Annotated in this window: 15 protein-coding genes; 13 read left to right on the plus strand and 2 right to left on the minus strand. The window is 69.7% G+C overall.

What is annotated here, in order from left to right; all coding sequences use genetic code 11:
- Positions 1 to 2 precede the first annotated feature (2 nt).
- Positions 3 to 1,643 (plus strand): MDR family MFS transporter, encoded by a 1,641-nt coding sequence (locus tag AOM45_RS03955; RefSeq protein ID WP_030472602.1) that lies wholly within the window; start codon positions 3 to 5, stop codon positions 1,641 to 1,643.
- Positions 1,644 to 1,711: 68 nt separating this feature from the next.
- Here the strand turns inward: AOM45_RS03955 and AOM45_RS03960 are convergent, their stop codons facing one another.
- The gene (locus tag AOM45_RS03960) at positions 1,712 to 2,218 is read right to left on the minus strand and encodes an inorganic diphosphatase (RefSeq protein WP_030472603.1); all 507 of its coding nucleotides are present in this window, start codon (positions 2,216 to 2,218) and stop codon (positions 1,712 to 1,714) included.
- Positions 2,219 to 2,341: 123 nt separating this feature from the next.
- Here AOM45_RS03960 and dacB point away from each other — a divergent pair, with 123 nt between their 5' ends.
- The 4 genes from dacB to hpt are packed head-to-tail and all read left to right on the plus strand — an operon-like array spanning position 2,342 to position 7,026.
- A complete protein-coding gene (gene dacB / locus AOM45_RS03965) occupies positions 2,342 to 4,480 on the plus strand; it encodes a D-alanyl-D-alanine carboxypeptidase/D-alanyl-D-alanine endopeptidase (RefSeq protein ID WP_156094337.1) in 2,139 nt (712 codons plus the stop codon).
- 28 nt (positions 4,481 to 4,508) lie between these two features.
- Positions 4,509 to 5,552: a zinc-dependent metalloprotease gene (locus AOM45_RS03970; protein WP_030472605.1), complete on the plus strand. Its 1,044-nt coding sequence runs from the start codon at positions 4,509 to 4,511 to the stop codon at positions 5,550 to 5,552.
- Positions 5,549 to 6,460: a tRNA lysidine(34) synthetase TilS gene (gene tilS, locus AOM45_RS03975; protein WP_030472606.1), complete on the plus strand. Its 912-nt coding sequence runs from the start codon at positions 5,549 to 5,551 to the stop codon at positions 6,458 to 6,460. Before AOM45_RS03970 ends, tilS begins: the two co-directional genes overlap by 4 nt.
- Positions 6,461 to 6,477: 17 nt before the next feature.
- Positions 6,478 to 7,026 (plus strand): hypoxanthine phosphoribosyltransferase, encoded by a 549-nt coding sequence (gene hpt, locus AOM45_RS03980; protein WP_030472607.1) that lies wholly within the window; start codon positions 6,478 to 6,480, stop codon positions 7,024 to 7,026.
- A 155-nt stretch (positions 7,027 to 7,181) separates the two neighbouring features.
- Here hpt and AOM45_RS03985 read toward each other — a convergent pair whose 3' ends face one another.
- Complete coding sequence (locus AOM45_RS03985) at positions 7,182 to 8,882, minus strand: substrate-binding domain-containing protein (protein WP_030472608.1); 1,701 nt, start codon at positions 8,880 to 8,882, stop codon at positions 7,182 to 7,184.
- 327 nt (positions 8,883 to 9,209) lie between these two features.
- On the opposite strand from AOM45_RS03985, the gene ftsH reads away from it, so the two are divergent.
- The 8 genes from ftsH to AOM45_RS50570 form a co-directional block, all read left to right on the plus strand.
- On the plus strand, positions 9,210 to 11,396 hold the full coding sequence (gene ftsH / locus AOM45_RS03990; RefSeq protein ID WP_035913308.1) for an ATP-dependent zinc metalloprotease FtsH: 2,187 nt from the start codon (positions 9,210 to 9,212) through the stop codon (positions 11,394 to 11,396).
- Positions 11,393 to 12,040 carry a GTP cyclohydrolase I FolE gene (folE, locus tag AOM45_RS03995; protein WP_030472610.1) on the plus strand — a complete coding sequence of 216 codons (648 nt, stop codon included), beginning with the start codon at positions 11,393 to 11,395 and terminating at the stop codon, positions 12,038 to 12,040. The genes ftsH and folE overlap by 4 nt, the downstream gene beginning before the upstream one ends.
- Positions 12,037 to 12,858 (plus strand): dihydropteroate synthase, encoded by an 822-nt coding sequence (gene folP, locus AOM45_RS04000; protein WP_030472611.1) that lies wholly within the window; start codon positions 12,037 to 12,039, stop codon positions 12,856 to 12,858. Before folE ends, folP begins: the two co-directional genes overlap by 4 nt.
- Positions 12,851 to 13,243, plus strand: coding sequence for a dihydroneopterin aldolase (folB, locus tag AOM45_RS04005; protein ID WP_030472612.1), 393 nt, complete (start codon positions 12,851 to 12,853; stop codon positions 13,241 to 13,243). Before folP ends, folB begins: the two co-directional genes overlap by 8 nt.
- On the plus strand, positions 13,240 to 13,734 hold the full coding sequence (gene folK, locus AOM45_RS04010) for a 2-amino-4-hydroxy-6-hydroxymethyldihydropteridine diphosphokinase (protein WP_030472613.1): 495 nt from the start codon (positions 13,240 to 13,242) through the stop codon (positions 13,732 to 13,734). The genes folB and folK overlap by 4 nt, the downstream gene beginning before the upstream one ends.
- A complete protein-coding gene (locus AOM45_RS04015) occupies positions 13,731 to 14,183 on the plus strand; it encodes a DUF3180 domain-containing protein (RefSeq protein WP_030472614.1) in 453 nt (150 codons plus the stop codon). Before folK ends, AOM45_RS04015 begins: the two co-directional genes overlap by 4 nt.
- Before the next feature lie 50 nt (positions 14,184 to 14,233).
- The gene (locus AOM45_RS04020; RefSeq protein WP_156094338.1) at positions 14,234 to 15,673 is read left to right on the plus strand and encodes a DUF6779 domain-containing protein; all 1,440 of its coding nucleotides are present in this window, start codon (positions 14,234 to 14,236) and stop codon (positions 15,671 to 15,673) included.
- A gap of 65 nt (positions 15,674 to 15,738) precedes the next feature.
- Positions 15,739 to 16,547: IS701 family transposase (locus AOM45_RS50570; protein ID WP_169792629.1), on the plus strand; the 809-nt coding region annotated here is incomplete at its 3' end.

Here is a 16,547-nt window from a genome sequence, read left to right on the forward strand (position 1 = left end):
AGATGTCACAAACAACCGAGGCGACACCCCCGTCAGGGGTCTCGTTGACGCACCGCCAGATCATGACGGTGCTGTCCGGCCTTCTGCTGGGCATGTTCCTCGCGGCGCTGGACCAGATGATCGTCGCCAGCGCCATGAAGACCATCGCGGACCAGCTGCACGGCCAGACGCTGCAGGCGTGGGCGACCACCGCCTACCTGATCACCGCGACCATCACGACCCCGTTGTACGGCAAGCTGTCGGACATCTACGGGCGCAAGCCGATGTACCTCGCGGCGATCTCGCTGTTCCTGCTCGGCTCGCTGCTCTCGGGCATCGCGACGTCGATGTACGAGCTGGCCGCGTTCCGCGCGGTGCAGGGCCTGGGCGCCGGCGGTCTGATGTCGCTCGCGTTCGCGATCATGGCCGACATCATCTCGCCGCGTGAGCGCAACAAGTACTCGGCGTACTTCATGGCCGTGTTCGGTTCGGCGAGCGTGCTCGGACCGGTCATCGGTGGTGTGTTCGCGGGTCTGGACTCGTTCATCGGCATCACCGGCTGGCGCTGGGTGTTCCTCGTGAACGTCCCGATCGCGCTGCTCGCGCTGTTCGTCGTCGGCCGCGTGCTGAACATCCCGCACAACCGGGTCGACCACCGCATCGACTTCGGTGGCGCGGCCGCGCTGACCGTCGGCCTGGTGCCGCTGCTGATCGTGGCGGAGCAGGGCCGCGAGTGGGGCTGGGCGTCCGGCACCTCGATCGCGATGTACGTGATCGGTGTCCTCGGCCTGCTCGCGTTCGTGTGGGTCGAGAACCGCATGGGCGACGAGGCGCTGCTGCCGATGCGGATGTTCCGCAACCACACGTTCGCGCTGGGCAACACGATCAACTTCGTGCTCGGCATCGGCATGTTCGGCGGCATGGTCTCCATCCCGCTGTACCTGCAGATCGTCAAGGGCGTCTCGCCGACCGTGTCGGGTCTGATGCTGCTGCCGATGACGTTCGGCATCATGTCGGCCACGGCGACCGCGGGCCGCATCACGTCGAAGACCGGCCGCTACAAGGTCTTCCCGATCATCGGTGCCGGGCTGATGGCGACCGCGCTGTTCCTGTTCAGCACCATCGGCACGGACACGCCGAACTGGCTGGTCATGGTCTACATGTTCGTCATGGGTGCCGGTCTGGGCCAGTGCATGCAGACGCTGCTGCTGGCGATCCAGAACGACGCCGAGCCGCGCGACATGGGTGTGGCGACCGCTTCGGCGACGTTCTTCCGCCAGATCGGTGGCACCGTCGGTACCGCGGTGTTCCTGTCGATCCTGTTCACCACGGTCGGCGACAAGATCGCGGAAGGCCTCAAGGCCGCCATGCAGACCGAGGCGTTCAAGGTCGCGCTGAGTCACAACCCGGAGTTCGCCAAGTCGCTGCAGGCGGGTGGCGGGTCCGGTGTGGACATCAACAACACCGAGTTCCTCAACCACCTCGACCCGGTGCTGGCCCGTCCGTTCCTGGACGGCTTCTCCGGCGCGATCGACCTGGTCTTCATGACCGGCGGCATCGTGATGGTGGCGGCGTTCGTCCTCGTGTGGTTCCTGCGCGAGAAGCCGCTGTCGACCAAGTCGGGCCTCGAGCGCGTCGCGGACGCGGAGTCGATCGCGGTCTGACTCGTTGCACGACGAAGGGCTCCTTCATCCACCTCACGTGGATGAAGGAGCCCTTCGTCGTCGTCCGTTCAGTGCAGCGTTTCGCCGCGCGCCTCGGCGTCCTTCAGGCGCTGGTAGGAACGCTTGATCTCGGCCTCGGCCTCGGTGCGGCCGACCCAGGTCGCGCCCTCGACGCTCTTGCCGGGCTCGAGGTCCTTGTAGACCTCGAAGAAGTGCTGGATCTCCAGGCGGTCGAACTCCGCCAGGTGGTGGATGTCGCGCAGGTGCTCGTGCCGCGGGTCGAAGGCCGGGACGCACAGAACCTTGTCGTCGCCGCCCTTCTCGTCGGTCATGCGGAACATGCCGATGGCACGGGCCGCGATCAGGCAGCCGGGGAACGTCGGCTCCTGGACGAGGACGAGGGCGTCCAGCGGGTCGCCGTCCTCACCCAGGGTGTTCTCGATGAACCCGTAGTCAGCCGGGTACTGCGTCGACGTGAACAACGTGCGGTCGAGGCGGATGCGGCCACTCTTGTGGTCCACCTCGTACTTGTTGCGCACGCCCTTGGGGATCTCGATCAGGACGTCGAACTCCACTGGTCCTCGCTCATGTAGCCCATTCGTGACGCCACTAGTGTGGACCACGACGCCCTGTCAACCCTCATCGGAGCGGCGGCTGGAGGGTGTGAGATTGCCCGTACCGAGCTGACGGAGGTCGCTTTGCCGGACGAGCCCATGTGGCCGACCGAGGACGACGACACCGAGCTCGACTCGGCGCCTTCCGAGCCAACGGTGCAGGTCAGCCGCCCGTCCGTCGACCAGCCGACGATGCGGTTCCCTCTCGCCTCCGTGCTGGCGGCACCGTCCACTCAGGAGCCGTTGCGCTCGTCGCCGGTCGGTGGCGGCTCGAGCGGGGCGGGCAGCGGTTCCGGCGGCCAGAGTGTGCCTTTGAACGGTTCCGGCGGGTCAGCGGGCGGATCTTCGGGTGGGAAGTCTCACGGCACGATTGGTCCAGGTGGCGGCCAACCTCAGCCGGCCTCGGAGCGCACGACCGCGGATCTCGGCAAGACGGAGCCACCGCGGGCGGCGCCGGTGCGGATCGAGCCGCGGGGTGAGCAGACCCGCGTGGTGCCGAAGCCCGACCACAAGACGACCGAGCTGGCGGTTCCGCCCGCCAAGACGGCGCGCGTCGACCAGCTGCCGATGTCCGAGCCGTCGTGGTTCGACCAGCCGGTCAGACCGGACCAGCAGCCGCAGCGCACCGAACCGCAGCGCGCCGAACCCCAGCGTGCTGAACCACAGCGGCCCGAGACGACCATGCGCGTCGACCAGCTCCAGCGTCAGGAACCCCCGCGCCAAGAGCCTCCGCGCACCGAAACGGCCCGCTTCGACCAGCCGCAACGCCCCGAACCGCCCAAGCCCAAGGACCCGGTCCGCGAGACCCTCCCGGTCTCCGGCTACGACGAGGAACCCGAAGACCGCCTCACCGACGAGCCGAAGAAGAGCCGCAAGTCCCTCGTCGTCGTGATCGGCCTCCTGGTCGTCGCGGCGCTGGCCGGCGCCACCGTCTACGCGGTCAAGGAGTTCGGCGGCGCCAAGGCGATCGAAACCAGGCCTCCCGCCGCACCCGCCGTCGTCCAACCGCTCGTCAAACCGGCCGGCGCGGGCTCCCCGGCGCCGTCGGCGGCGGGCGTGAAGAGCGTTCTCACCGGACCGGCCGGCAACAGCGCGCTCGGCACGCTGACCGGCAGCGTGGTCGACCCCGCCAACGGCGCCGCGCTGTGGCAGCAGGGCGACACCATTCCCGCGACGCCCGCGTCGAGCCTCAAGATCCTCACGGCGGCCGCGGCCCTGCTGAGCCTCGAGAAGACCGACCAGCTGTCCACCAAGGTCGTCCAGGGCGCTGAGCCCGGCACCGTGGTGATCGTCGGCGGCGGTGACCCGACGATCTCCGGCACGCCCGGCAGCTCCGTCTACCCCGGCGCGGCCTCCCTCGACGACCTGGTCAACCAGGTCAAGCAGAAGGGCGCGGTCACCAAGGTCCTCTTCGACCTCGGCCGGTACACGGGCGAGGCGCTCGGGCCGCAGTGGGAGTCGGCGGACATCGGCGGCGGCTCGGTCGCGCCGATCGTGCCGTTCATGCTCGACGGCGGTCGGGTCAACCCGAAGGACGTCAACGGCGCCCGCACCGGCAGCCCGGGTCAGGCGGCGGCGGACGCGTTCGCACAGCGCATCGGGGCTCCCGGCGCGACCGCCGGCACGGCTCCGCAGGGCGCGCAGGTGCTCGGCGAGATCAAGTCGGCGCCGATCGAGCAGCTCGTCGACAACATGATGCAGATCTCGGACAACGTCCTCACCGAGGCGATCGCCCGCGAGATCGCGATCAAGAGCGGCAACGAGCCGTCGTTCGCGGGCGGGGTCAAGGCCGTGCGGGACGTCCTGACCAAGAACGGGTTCGACCTCACCGGCGCGAACTTCGTGGACGGCAGCGGGCTGTCGGCGAGCAACAGGATCCCCGCCAAGCTGCTCACCGACGTGCTCTCCCAGGCGGCCAAGCCCTCGCTGGACGACCCGCGGACCGCGAAGCTGCGGCCGTTGCTGACGGCGCTGCCGGTGGCAGGCGGCAGCGGCACCCTCGCCGGTCGTTACGGCGGGAACGCCGCGCAGGGCAGGGGCTGGGTGCGGGCCAAGACCGGCACGCTCACCGGGGTCAACGCGCTCGCCGGCACGGTCGTCGACGTGGACGGGCGGGTGCTGGTCTTCGCGTTCATGTCGGCCAGCAACCGCAACGCCGAGACCGAGGTGCGGCCCGCGCTGGACGTGATGGCCGCTGCGTTGCGGGGCTGTGGCTGTTCGTAGTGGGGCGTGCGCAGGTAACTTCGGCAGGGTGAACGGCGCGACGGAGGCAGAGCTCGGCCCGGTGGACTGGGAGCTGGCGGTGGCGACCGCGGTGCGGCTCGTGCGACCAGGCCCGGTGATCGGGAAGGACGAGGCCGACCACGTCGTCGGCAGACTTCGCGAGCTCGCGCCGCAGGCGGAGGTGCACGTCCGCGAGCTGACCGGCCTCGGGCAGGGGCTGCCGCTGCTGCCCGGCGAGGTCGTCGACCGGCCCGCGTGGGTCAGAGCCGCCGCCCAGGGGCTCGCCGCGCTGACGGCGCCCGCCATGCCGCGTCAGTCCGGTGCGATGGCGGGCATCCTCGCGGGCACCGCCGGTGTGCAGGCCGGTGTGGTCATGGCGTTCCTGTCCTCGCGGGTGCTCGGCCAGTTCGACCCGTTCGGCCCGGACGACCAGCTCGCCGGGCGGTTGCTGCTCGTCGCGCCGAACATCGTTGGCGCGCAACAGGCCCTCGACGTGCCCGCGGACGACTTCCGGATGTGGGTGTGCCTGCACGAGTGCACGCACCGCCTGCAGTTCACCGGCGTGCCGTGGCTGCGGAAGTACTTCTCCGACCAGGTCACCGCCCTGCTGTCCGCAATGGACGAAGACAGGGCGCCGCTGTCAGAGGTGATCCGCGACTTCCGGCACAAGCTGCGCGAGGGCGACGGTCCGATCGGGCTGATCGAGCTCATCCAGTCGCCGCAGCAGAAAGCCGTGCTGGACCGGCTGATCGCACTGTCCACTTTGCTCGAAGGCCACGCCGACCACGTGATGGACGCGGTCGGTCCGTCCGTCGTGCCGTCCGTCGGGACGATCCGCAGCCGCTTCACCGCGCGGCGCAAGGGCGGCGGCCTGCTCGACCGGATCCTGCGCACGGTGCTCGGCGTCGAGGCGAAGGTGCGCCAGTACGCGGAGGGCGCGGAGTTCACCGAGTACGTCGTGGAGCGCGTGGGCATGGACGGCTTCAACGCGATCTGGACGTCCGCCGAGACCCTGCCGACCCGCGCGGAGATCGCCGAACCGATGACCTGGCTGCGCCGCGTGGCACCGTGAACGGCCCGGTCGCCGAGGTCAGGACGGCGGTCCGCAGGTTCCTCGACGACGTCCGCCCGGACGCGGTGACCGTCGCGGTGTCGGGCGGCGCCGACTCGCTCGCACTGGCGGCCTGCGTGGCACGGCTGGTGCCCGGCGCGTCCGCCGTGGTCGTCGACCACCAGCTCCAGCCCGGTTCCGCCGAGGTGGCGACCCGCGCGGCCCGGCAGTGCGCCGAGTTCGGTCTCGTGGCGCGGGTGGAGACCGTCACGGTCGACGGCGCCGGTGGGCCGGAGGCGGCGGCCCGCAAGGCCCGCTACGCGGCTCTGAGACCGGCGGAGGGCGTCGTGCTGCTCGGCCACACGCTCGACGACCAGGCCGAGACCGTGCTGCTCGGCCTGGGCCGCGGGTCCGGTCCGCGATCGATCGCGGGCATGCGCGCGTACGACCCGCCGTGGGGCCGTCCGCTGCTCGGCGTCTCACGGGCGGTCACCCGTGCTGCGTGTGTGGAGCAGGGCATCGAGGCGTGGGAGGACCCGCACAACGATGACCCGTCGTTCACGCGCGTGCGTCTGCGCAACGAAGTCCTGCCGTTGTTGGAGAACGTCTTGCAGGGTGGCGTCGCGTCGTCGTTGGCGCGCACGGCCGCACAGTTGCGTGAGGACTGTGACGCACTCGACTCTCTCGCGGAAGCGTTCGCCGGAGACTGCTGCGCAGTCGACGACATCGACGAGTTGCCCGTCGCACTGCGACGCAGAGTGCTCAGATCGTGGCTCATCGGCGAAGGTGTGCCGGAACTGTCCGATTCGCATCTGCGTCGTGTTGACGCACTTGTGAGTGAATGGCGCGGTCAGGGCGGTGTTTGGCTACCTGGTGGCTTTGTCGTGCGGCGCGCGCATGGCAGGCTCGTTGTGGAACCACAGTCTTAAGCAGAGGGGACCTGTCCGTGTACGACGGCGACATCGCATCCGTGCTCATCACCGAGCAGGAGATCAGCGACAAGGTCACCGAGCTCGCCAAGCAGGTCGCGGATGATCACCCAGAAGGTGACTCCGACCTCGTGCTGATCACCGTGCTCAAGGGCGCTGTGATGTTCATGGCCGACCTCGCCCGTGCGCTGCCCGTTCCGGTGCAGCTCGAGTTCATGGCCGTTTCGTCCTACGGCTCCTCCACGTCGTCTTCCGGCGTGGTGCGGATCCTGAAGGACCTGGACCGCGACATCGCCGACCGCAACGTGGTGATCGTCGAGGACATCATCGACTCCGGCCTGACGCTGTCGTGGCTGCTCAAGAACCTGCAGTCGCGCCGGCCGCGCTCGCTCGAGGTGTGCACGCTGCTGCGCAAGCCCGACGCGGTGAAGGTCGAGGTGCCGGTGAAGTACGTCGGCTTCGACATCCCCAACGAGTTCGTCGTCGGCTACGGCCTCGACTACGCCGAGCGGTACCGGGACCTGCCGTACATCGGCACGCTGGACCCGAAGGTCTACTCCAGCTGACGTTCCGCCGAACGCGGAAGCGGGGGCGCTGCATTCACTTGCGGCGCCCCCGCTTCGTTCACGTTCCTGGCGCCGCAACGCCACCGCTGTCCACCGACGACAACGCCGGGCCTCCCGAAGGGAAGCCCGGCGTCCCCGCTTAGTTCACGAGCCGGTCAGCAGTTCGGACGGCACCGCCGTTGCGACACCGCGTCCAGCAGCACGCCGCGGATGTCCTCCGGGTTCTTCGCCTGGTACGCCTTGCCGCCGGTGGCAGCCGAGATGGAGCGCAGAGCGTCCATGTCGACCTCGTCACCGAGTCCGACCATGATGATCGGCACCGGCTTGGCGGGGTCGGCCTCCCGCTTCAGGGTCTCGATCAACGCGTTCGTGTCGATCGACGAACCGGTGTCGTCGTTGCGGCCGTCGGTCATCAGCACGACCGAGTTGACCTTCGACGCGTCGTACCCGGCCAGCACGTGCCGGAACGCGGCCAGGGTCGTGTCGTTCAGCGCCGTGCCGCCACCGACCAGGCCCGGCAGTTGCGACGCGCCGGCCTCCAGTCGCTTGCGGCGGGTCACGCCTGCGATGGGCTCGCCGAGCGGGCCGATCGGGACGAGCTCGATCCAGTCGTTCGGCGGCTTCTTGTTCGTCGAGAACGCCCACAGGCCGATCTGCGTGGTGTCCGGCAGCATCGACAGCGCGGTCATGGACGCCTCGGTGGCGGCCTCGACCCGGGTCTTGCCGTTGCCGCTCTTCTCGATCATCGAGCCGGAGACGTCGATGACGGTCAGCATGCGCATGTCCAGGCTGATGGCGCCCCACGTGCGCAGCAGCTCGGACACCTGGTCCGCGGACGGGGTCTCGATCAGCTTCACGTCGCCGGCCTGCACGCCCTCGACGTCGGTCGACCACTTGGCCGGCGCGGCGCCCTGGACGGTGCGGAAACCCGCCTCGCCGAAGCGCTTGGACGTCTCGGCCGAGCGCAGGACCTTCTCGAACTCCGCGGCGGCCTCGCCGATGCCCTCCGGTTCGTTCGGGCGGGAGACCCTGACCAGCGGGTAGTCGAAGGAGAGCGTGCCCTCCTTGGGCGGGGCGCCCAGGACGGCGTTGTCCTTGGCGGCGCGGTTGTTCGCCACGACGGACTGCTCGGTGGCGGCGAAGAGTGGTGCCTTCGCGGCGTCCGTGCTGACCTTGCCGAAGGAGTCGCGCACCGACGGCACGGCGCTGCGGCCCACACGCAGCAGGGTGCCGACCAGCTCCGGCTTGGGCGTTCCGTCGGCGTTGCCGAGCAGCGTCCTGATCACGAACAGCGCGGCGAGACCTTCCGAGGTCATCGTCGGGTCGCTCATCGAGATCTGGACCTTGGGGTCGACGACCTTGGACCAGGAGACGGGCGAGACCGGGAAGCCGATCTTGGACATCGCCGACTCCGAGCCCGCCATCACGAGCGGGCTGGACGCCAGCGACGGTTTGATGTCCAGCTTCGGGGCCTCCGGACCGGTCTCGGCGGCCTGGCGCTGGGCCTCGGCCGCCCACATCGACGAGTCGGGGATCCACAGCGAATGGGGGTTGATCTGCGCGGTGGGGAGCTCGTTCGCCACGTCGGCCGCGTTGCGCGACTCGACCTGGACCTGAACGCACCGGCCGTTCACGACCGGTTGTGACCGCTGGTAGTCCTGTGCCGCCGCGTTCACCACGTCCAACGCGGCAGGGGTGACGGCGACCTTCAACGGAAGTGCACCTGAGCAGTCGGCGCCGCTGGTGACACGCAGTGCCACGACCGTGACGCCCGCCGCCGCGACCACTCCGAGCAGGGCTGCCACGGGGACGGCCACCCGCCGGAACAATCCGGGGGACGTGTGACGTGCTGACATACAGTTACTTACCTTCGGTCACGTGTTCACTCTTTCGAGTGGCGGGGGAACACTCGGGGGATGAATGAGGATGACATGTGACCCCCAAACGTAATGAGATGGCGTGACCTGCGTCACTCGTCTGGACGGCCGTATTTGTTCCGGATGAACCAAACTGCGTGAACGTGCGTGGCAGGGGTCACCCGCGGGAACCCGGAACCGCCCCCGGCCGTTGGTTGCTCAGTACCCGACCAGCGGGCGGTAGGCTGGTCGGACGCGGTATGTGGGTCTTCCACTGCCCGACGCGCAAGTCAGGGAGGGTCGAGGCCGCCCGCCGGCCGTAAGTGCATGGACCGCAAGCGCCTGCTTCGCAACCCGCTGCTGTGGATCGCTGCGGTGTTGCTGCTCTACTTCGTCTTCACCGTGCTCTTCGACGACTCACGGGGTTACCACCAGGTCAAGACCTCTCAGGCACTCCAGCAAGTGCGGGAGGGCAACGTCAAGGAAGCCACGATCGAGGACAAGGAGCAGCGTCTCCGACTCACCCTCGTCGACGGCAAGAACTTCGAGGGCAGCAACCGCCTGATCACGCAGTTCCCGGCCAGCTCGACGGACGAGATCTTCAACGTCCTCGACCAGGCCTCCAACAAGCCGGTCGTCGAGACCAAGGTCAGCCAGGAGTCCATCCTGATGCAGATCTTGATCTACCTCGTGCCGCTCGGCCTGTTGCTGCTGCTGCTCATGTGGATGATGAACAACGCCCAGGGCGGCGGAAACCGCGTCCTGAACTTCGGCAAGTCCAAGGCCAAGCAGCTGTCCAAGGACATGCCCAAGACGACGTTCGCCGACGTCGCGGGTGCCGAGGAGGCCGTCGAGGAGCTCGAGGAGATCAAGGACTTCCTCCAGAACCCCGGCCGCTACCAGGCGCTCGGCGCCAAGATCCCCAAGGGCGTGCTGCTGTACGGCCCGCCGGGAACCGGTAAGACGCTGCTCGCCCGAGCCGTCGCCGGTGAGGCGGGCGTGCCGTTCTACTCGATCTCCGGCTCGGACTTCGTCGAGATGTTCGTCGGTGTCGGTGCCTCCCGCGTGCGTGACCTGTTCGAGCAGGCCAAGCAGAACGCGCCGTGCATCATCTTCGTCGACGAGATCGACGCGGTGGGCCGCCACCGCGGTGCCGGTCTCGGCGGCGGTCACGACGAGCGCGAGCAGACGCTGAACCAGCTGCTCGTCGAGATGGACGGCTTCGACTCGCGCGGCGGGATCATCCTGATCGCGGCGACGAACCGTCCCGACATCCTCGACCCCGCCCTGCTGCGTCCCGGCCGCTTCGACCGCCAGATCCCGGTCTCCGCGCCGGACCTGAAGGGCCGCAAGCAGATCCTGCGGGTGCACTCGAAGGGCAAGCCGCTCGCCGCGGACGCCGACCTCGACGGCCTCGCGAAGCGCACCGTCGGGTTCTCCGGCGCCGACCTCGCGAACGTCATCAACGAGGCCGCACTGCTCACCGCCCGCCAGAACGGCCACGTCATCACGGCCGGTGCGCTGGAGGAGTCGGTGGACCGCGTGATCGGCGGTCCGGCCCGCAAGAGCCGGATCATCTCCGAGAAGGAGAAGAAGATCACCGCGTACCACGAGGCAGGGCACGCCCTGGCCGCGTGGGCGATGCCGGACATCGACCCGGTCTACAAGGTCACGATCCTCGCCCGCGGCCGCACCGGCGGCCACACCCTCTCGGTGCCGGAAGAGGACAAGGACCTGATGACCAGGTCCGAGATGATCGCGCGACTGGTGTTCGCACTGGGTGGCCGTTCCGCAGAGGAGCTCGTCTTCCACGAGCCCACGACCGGTGCGTCCAACGACATCGAGCAGGCGACCAAGATCGCCCGCGCGATGGTCACCGAGTACGGCATGAGCGCGCGGCTGGGTGCCGTGAAGTACGGCCAGGAGCAGGGCGAGCCGTTCCTCGGCCGCTCGGCCGGTCGTCAGGCGGACTACTCGCTCGAGGTCGCGCACGAGATCGACGAGGAGGTGCGCAAGCTCATCGAGGCGGCGCACACCGAGGCGTACGAGGTGCTGGTCACCTACCGCGACGTCCTCGACGACCTCACGCTCGAGCTCATCGAGAAGGAGACCCTGCACCAGAAGGAACTGGAGCGGATCTTCGCCCGCGTCGAGAAGCGGCCGCGCATCACCCAGTTCAACGACTTCGGTGACCGCACGCCGTCCGACATCCCGCCGGTCAAGACCCCCGGCGAGCTCGCCAAGGAACGCGGCGAGCCGTGGCCGCCCGTCGTCGAGGACACCCTGGACGACGAGCCGGACCAGCCGGCGCCCGCAGCCGCGGAGCCGACCGAGGAGCTGCCGTCGCCGAACGGGTCGAACGGTGTGCACCAGCCGGGTCAGCCGGTGAACCAGGCGGGTCCGCCGAACTACGGCGCCCCGCCCGGATGGACCCCGGCGACGGTGCCCGGCGGCAAGCCGCACAACGTCTGGGAGCCGAAGAAGCAGCAGCCAGACCAGGACGAGCGGCAGTGACCGAGCAACACCAGCTCGACGGAGACGCCGGCCTCACCCGCAACGGGGAGGCCGGCGTCTCCGCGCGGCGGGCCTTCGACCAGGCCCGCGCCGAGGCAGCGGTGCGCGAGTTGTTGATCGCGTGCGGTGAGGATCCGGAGCGCGAAGGCCTGCGCGAGACACCCGCACGGGTGGCGCGGGCCTACCGGGAGTTGTTCGCCGGTCTCTACACCGACGCGGACAGCGTGCTCGCGAAGACGTTCGACGAGAGCCACGAGGAGCTCGTCCTCGTCACGGACATCCCGATGTTCAGCTTCTGCGAGCACCACCTGCTGCCGTTCCACGGCGTCGCGCACGTCGGGTACATCCCGAACGAGCACGGCCGCGTGACGGGCCTGTCGAAGCTCGCTCGGCTGGTCGACCTGTACTCGAAGCGGCCGCAGGTGCAGGAGCGCCTGACGTCCCAGGTCGCGGACGCGCTGGTGCGCAGGCTGGAACCGCGCGGCGTGATCGTGGTCGTCGAGGCCGAGCACCTGTGCATGGGCATGCGCGGCGTGCGCAAGCCCGGTTCCCGCACGACGACCTCCGCGGTGCGCGGGCTGCTGCGCACGTCGGCGTCCTCGCGGGCGGAGGCGATCGAGCTGATCAAGGGCCGGACCCGGTGACAGGTCTGCCGAAGCCCGGCCGCTGCGTCGTGATGGGCGTGCTGAACGTGACGCCCGACTCGTTCTCCGACGGCGGTCGCTACCTCGACCGCCGGGAGGCCGTGCAGCACGGCGTCGAGATGCACGAGCGCGGCGCCGACCTGATCGACGTGGGCGGCGAGTCGACGAGGCCCGGCGCCCAGCGCGTCGAGCCCGCCGAGGAGATCTCGCGCGTGGTGCCCGTGATCCGCGCACTGGTCTCCGAGGGCGTGCCGGTCAGCGTCGACACGATGCGCGCGGCCGTCGCGGCGGCGGCGTTGGAGGCCGGCGCGTCGATCGTGAACGACGTGTCCGGTGGTCTGGCGGATCCCGAGATGGCTTCGGTGGTGGCCGCTGCCGGCGTGCCGTACGTGCTGATGCACTGGCGTGGGCACAGCACGGAGATGGACTCTCTCGCGCAGTACGACGACGTCGTGATGGACGTGCGCTCCGAACTGCTGGAGCGCGTCGAGGCAGCGGTGGCCGCTGGTGTCGCGGAGTCGTCGATCGTGCTCGACCCCGGACTGGGCTTCGCGAAGCTCGGCGACCACAACTGGGAGCTGTTGCAGCGCCTGGACGAGCTGGTCGAGCTGGGCTTCCCGGTGCTGGTCGGAGCGTCGCGCAAACGCTTCCTCGGCACGTTGCTCGGCAACCGTCCACCGGACGGCAGGGAGGACGCGACCGCGGCGGTGTCTGCTTTGGCGGCGTTCAACGGAGCGTGGGGTGTGCGGGTGCACGACGTCGACCGGACCTTGGACGCGGTCGCCGTCGCCGGGGCGTGGAGGCGGGGACATGGCTGACCGGATCGCGTTGACGGGCCTGAGGGTTCGCGGCAACCACGGGGTTTTCGAGCACGAGAAGCGCGACGGGCAGGAGTTCGTCGTCGACATCACGCTGTGGCTGGACCTGAGCTCGGCTTCGAAGACGGACGACCTGACGCAGACGGTGCACTACGGCGAGCTCGCCGAGATGGCCGCCGGGATCATCGGCGGCGAACCGTGCGACCTGATCGAGACCGTCGCCGGCCGGATCGCCGACACGGCCATGCGGGACACGCGGCTGCACGCGGTCGAGGTGACGGTGCACAAGCCGTCCGCGCCGATCCCGCTGACCTTCGACGACGTGTCGGTGACGATCCGCCGTTCGCGCAGGCTCGCCGCACCGCTGCCCAAGGAAGCCCGGTGACCCGCGCCGTTCTGTCGATCGGCTCGAACCTCGGCGACCGCCTGGCTTTTCTGCAGTCCGTGGTGGACGGGTTGAAGCCCTTCGTCGTCGCCGTGTCGCCGGTCTACGAAACGGCGGCGTGGGGCGTCGAGGACCAGCCCGACTTCCTCAACGCCGTGGTGATCGTCTCGGCTGACGACGTCGACGAGTGGGGCTGGCTGCGGCGCGGTCAGGCGTTGGAGAACGCCGCCGGACGCGTGCGGGAGAAGCGCTGGGGACCGCGCACGCTCGACGTGGACGTGGTTTCGGTGGACGGGGTGACGTCGGACCACCCGGAGCTGCTTCTGCCGCATCCTGGGGCGTTTGAGCGCGCGACGGTTCTCGTCCCGTGGCTCGACGTGGAGCCGGACGCGGTGCTCGCGGGTCACGGACCCGTTGCGGCGCTGGAGTTCTCGACCGAGGGCGTGCAGCGGCGTGACGATCTCGTGCTTTCGGGTTGGATGGACTCGTGAGGTTCACCCGTCCCCGCGACCTGGCGGCCGTTGCGATCATCGCCGGCCTGCTCGCACATCTGCTGCTGCGCCTGTCCTACGACTCGTTGCCGCCCATGCCCGCGCTGGCCGGGTCGACGTTGTTCGTCATGGCGGTCGTGGAGGTCGTGCTCGCGTTCTCGTTGCGCTCCAGGATCCAGCGCCGTCCTGGCGCGCGTCCGGTGCAGCCGCTGACCGCCGCCCGTTCCGTCGCGCTGGCGAAGGCGTCGTCGGTTCTGGGCGCGTTGATGTTCGGCGCCTGGACCGGGTTGCTGATCTACGTGATCCCCGTCCGCGACTCGTTCCCCGCCGCGTCGAACGACCTGGTGGCGGCAGTCGTCGGGATGATTTCGGCCGTGGCGCTCACGGCTGCGGCGCTGTGGCTCGAGCACTGCTGCAAGACGCCCACCGAGGGTTCCGGGAACGAATAGATACCCGGCCGTAGGTCTCAGTCACATAACTACGCGGTACCGTAGGGCCCATGACCGGGCGAGGCGCGTCGATCGAGGGCGAGCAGGAAGATCACGGTCGTGGCTCCGGGCGATTGCTGTTGGTAGCGGCATTAGCTCTTGCTCTGGTTGCCGCGGCGGTGCTCGTGCTGAGTGACAGCGCCCGAATGCTGCGCCTGGCCGTGGTGGCCGCGCTGTGGGCGGCACTCGTGGGAGCCTTCCTGGCGGCCAAGTACCGCAAGCAGGTCACCGAGCGCGACGACGAAGTGGCCGACCTCCAGTCCGTGTACGAACTGGAGTTGGAGCGCGAGGTCGCCGCGCGCCGCGAGTACGAGCTCGAGGTCGAGGCCGAGACCCGCAAGCGCATCGAGGAGGAGTCGCGCGCGGACATCGAGGCCCTGCGCGCCGACCTGCACGCGTTGCGCGACAACCTCCAGGCGTTGCTGGGCGGCGACGTCCTGGTCGAACGCGTGGCGTTGCGCGCGGAGTCGACCCGCCTGCGCGCTCTGGCCTCGGACGCCGCCCGCCTGACCGCGGGCCCCGAGAAGCGCATCATCAACGCGAAGCCCGTCGTGACCACCACGTCGTCGGTGGAGAAACCGTCCGAGCGCACCGAGCTGATCGAACGCGTCGCGCACGAGGCCAAGGTGCAGCCGCCGCGCCGCGAGCCCGCGAGGCCGGAGCCCGCGCGCCCGGAGCCGACCAGGACCTCGCCCCGCCCGCAGCCCGCCGTGGTGCGCCGCGAGCCCGTGAAGGCCGCGAAGCCGGAACCGGCCCGCCAGCAGCCCAGGCCGGCCGCCGCAGGGGTGGCGGCGCGTCTGGGTGCCACGACGGGCTCGCAGCCCGTTCCGCCGGTCCAGGCCCAGGTGCAGCGGACCGAGCGCGTGCCGAGGCCGCAGCAGCCGCCGACCCGCACCGAAGCGGTGGCGCGCCCCGAGCAGCCCCCGAAGGCGCCCGCGGCCGTCGCGAAGGCCGTGGAGACCCGCAAGCCCGAACCGCGGTCCCGCGTGGCCGAGCGCACCGAGATGATCGACCCGAAGGTGTTGCAGGCCTCCACCGGCCGCCGGCGTTCCGACGACCGCCCGGCCCCGGCCCAGGACAGCGGCTCGTGGGAGACGCTGAAGCCGGAAAGCCCGTCCGGTGGCCGCAGGCGTGCCGACGACCAGCCCTCGCGCCGCACCGCCTCCGAGGACTCCCTGGTGTCGCTGTCGCCCCCGAGCCGTCGCCCGGCCGAACAATCGTCGACGAGGCTGCCCGCGGTCTCCCCAGGCCGACGAACTGATGAGCCGTCGGTGTCAGGCCGCCGAGTGGCCGAGGACTCGTCCACGCGCCTGCCCGCGGTCTCGACGGGCCGCCGCGCCGCCCCGGAAGACCCGTCGGGCGCCCACGCGGACGGCAAGTCGGTCAGCGAACTGCTGGCGTCCCTGGGCGGAGGCGACGCCCCCCGCCGCCGTCGCCGCCGCGACGACTAGTAGTGCTTTGTTAGGTCTCGGCGTGTCGTAGGGGCGCGGGACAGGCTGGGCGATTCACTGTCCCGGTGACCCCTGATGAGCTTGCTCATGTGCGGCAACGCCTGGAGGCCTTCGCGGCGGAGGTGTTCGAGCCCTTGGCCCGGTCCGATCAACGGGCCAAGGGTGAGACGTATCTGCGTGGGTTGCTGCTGGACGGGCAGCGCAAGTCGATGCAGCCGATGGCGGAACGTCTGGGAGTGGATCACCAAGGGCTGCAGCAGTTCGTGACCACCTCGACCTGGGACACCGACGCGGTGCGAGTGCGACTGGCCCGGCGTGCGGTGGAGGCGATCGGTCCGGTGGCCTGGGCGGTCGACGACAGCGGCTTCCCCAAAGACGGCACGAGTTCACCGGGTGTGGCCCGGCAGTACTCCGGGACCCTGGGCAAGGTCGCCAACTGCCAGATCGGGGTCAGTGTGCACGCGGTCACCGACACCGCCTCCTGTCCGCTGGGCTGGCGGTTGTTCCTGCCGGAGTCCTGGGACACCTCCAAGGCCGGTCCGGCTGCGGTCAAGGCGGCTAAAGCCAAGCGACGCAAGACACTGAAGAACGCGCCACGAGCCGCCGCGGCCGGCGAGCGGGCCGAGATCGAGGTCGACGTGGAGGCGGTCACCGAGACCGCCAGGACGCGGCGCGACCGGTGCGGGATACCCGACGAGGAAGGACATCGTCCGAAGTGGACGCTGGCTGTCGAGATGCTCGACGAACTCGCCGAACAGGGGTTGCGGCCGCCCGTGCTGGTCGCGGACGCCGGTTACGGTGACAACGGCCAGTTCCGCGCCGCGCTCGACGAGCGGGACATCGCCTACAGCGTGCAGCTCAAAGGCGAGGCCCT

This window comes from Lentzea aerocolonigenes (genome assembly GCF_000974445.1).
GTDB classification, from domain to species: domain Bacteria; phylum Actinomycetota; class Actinomycetes; order Mycobacteriales; family Pseudonocardiaceae; genus Lentzea; species Lentzea aerocolonigenes.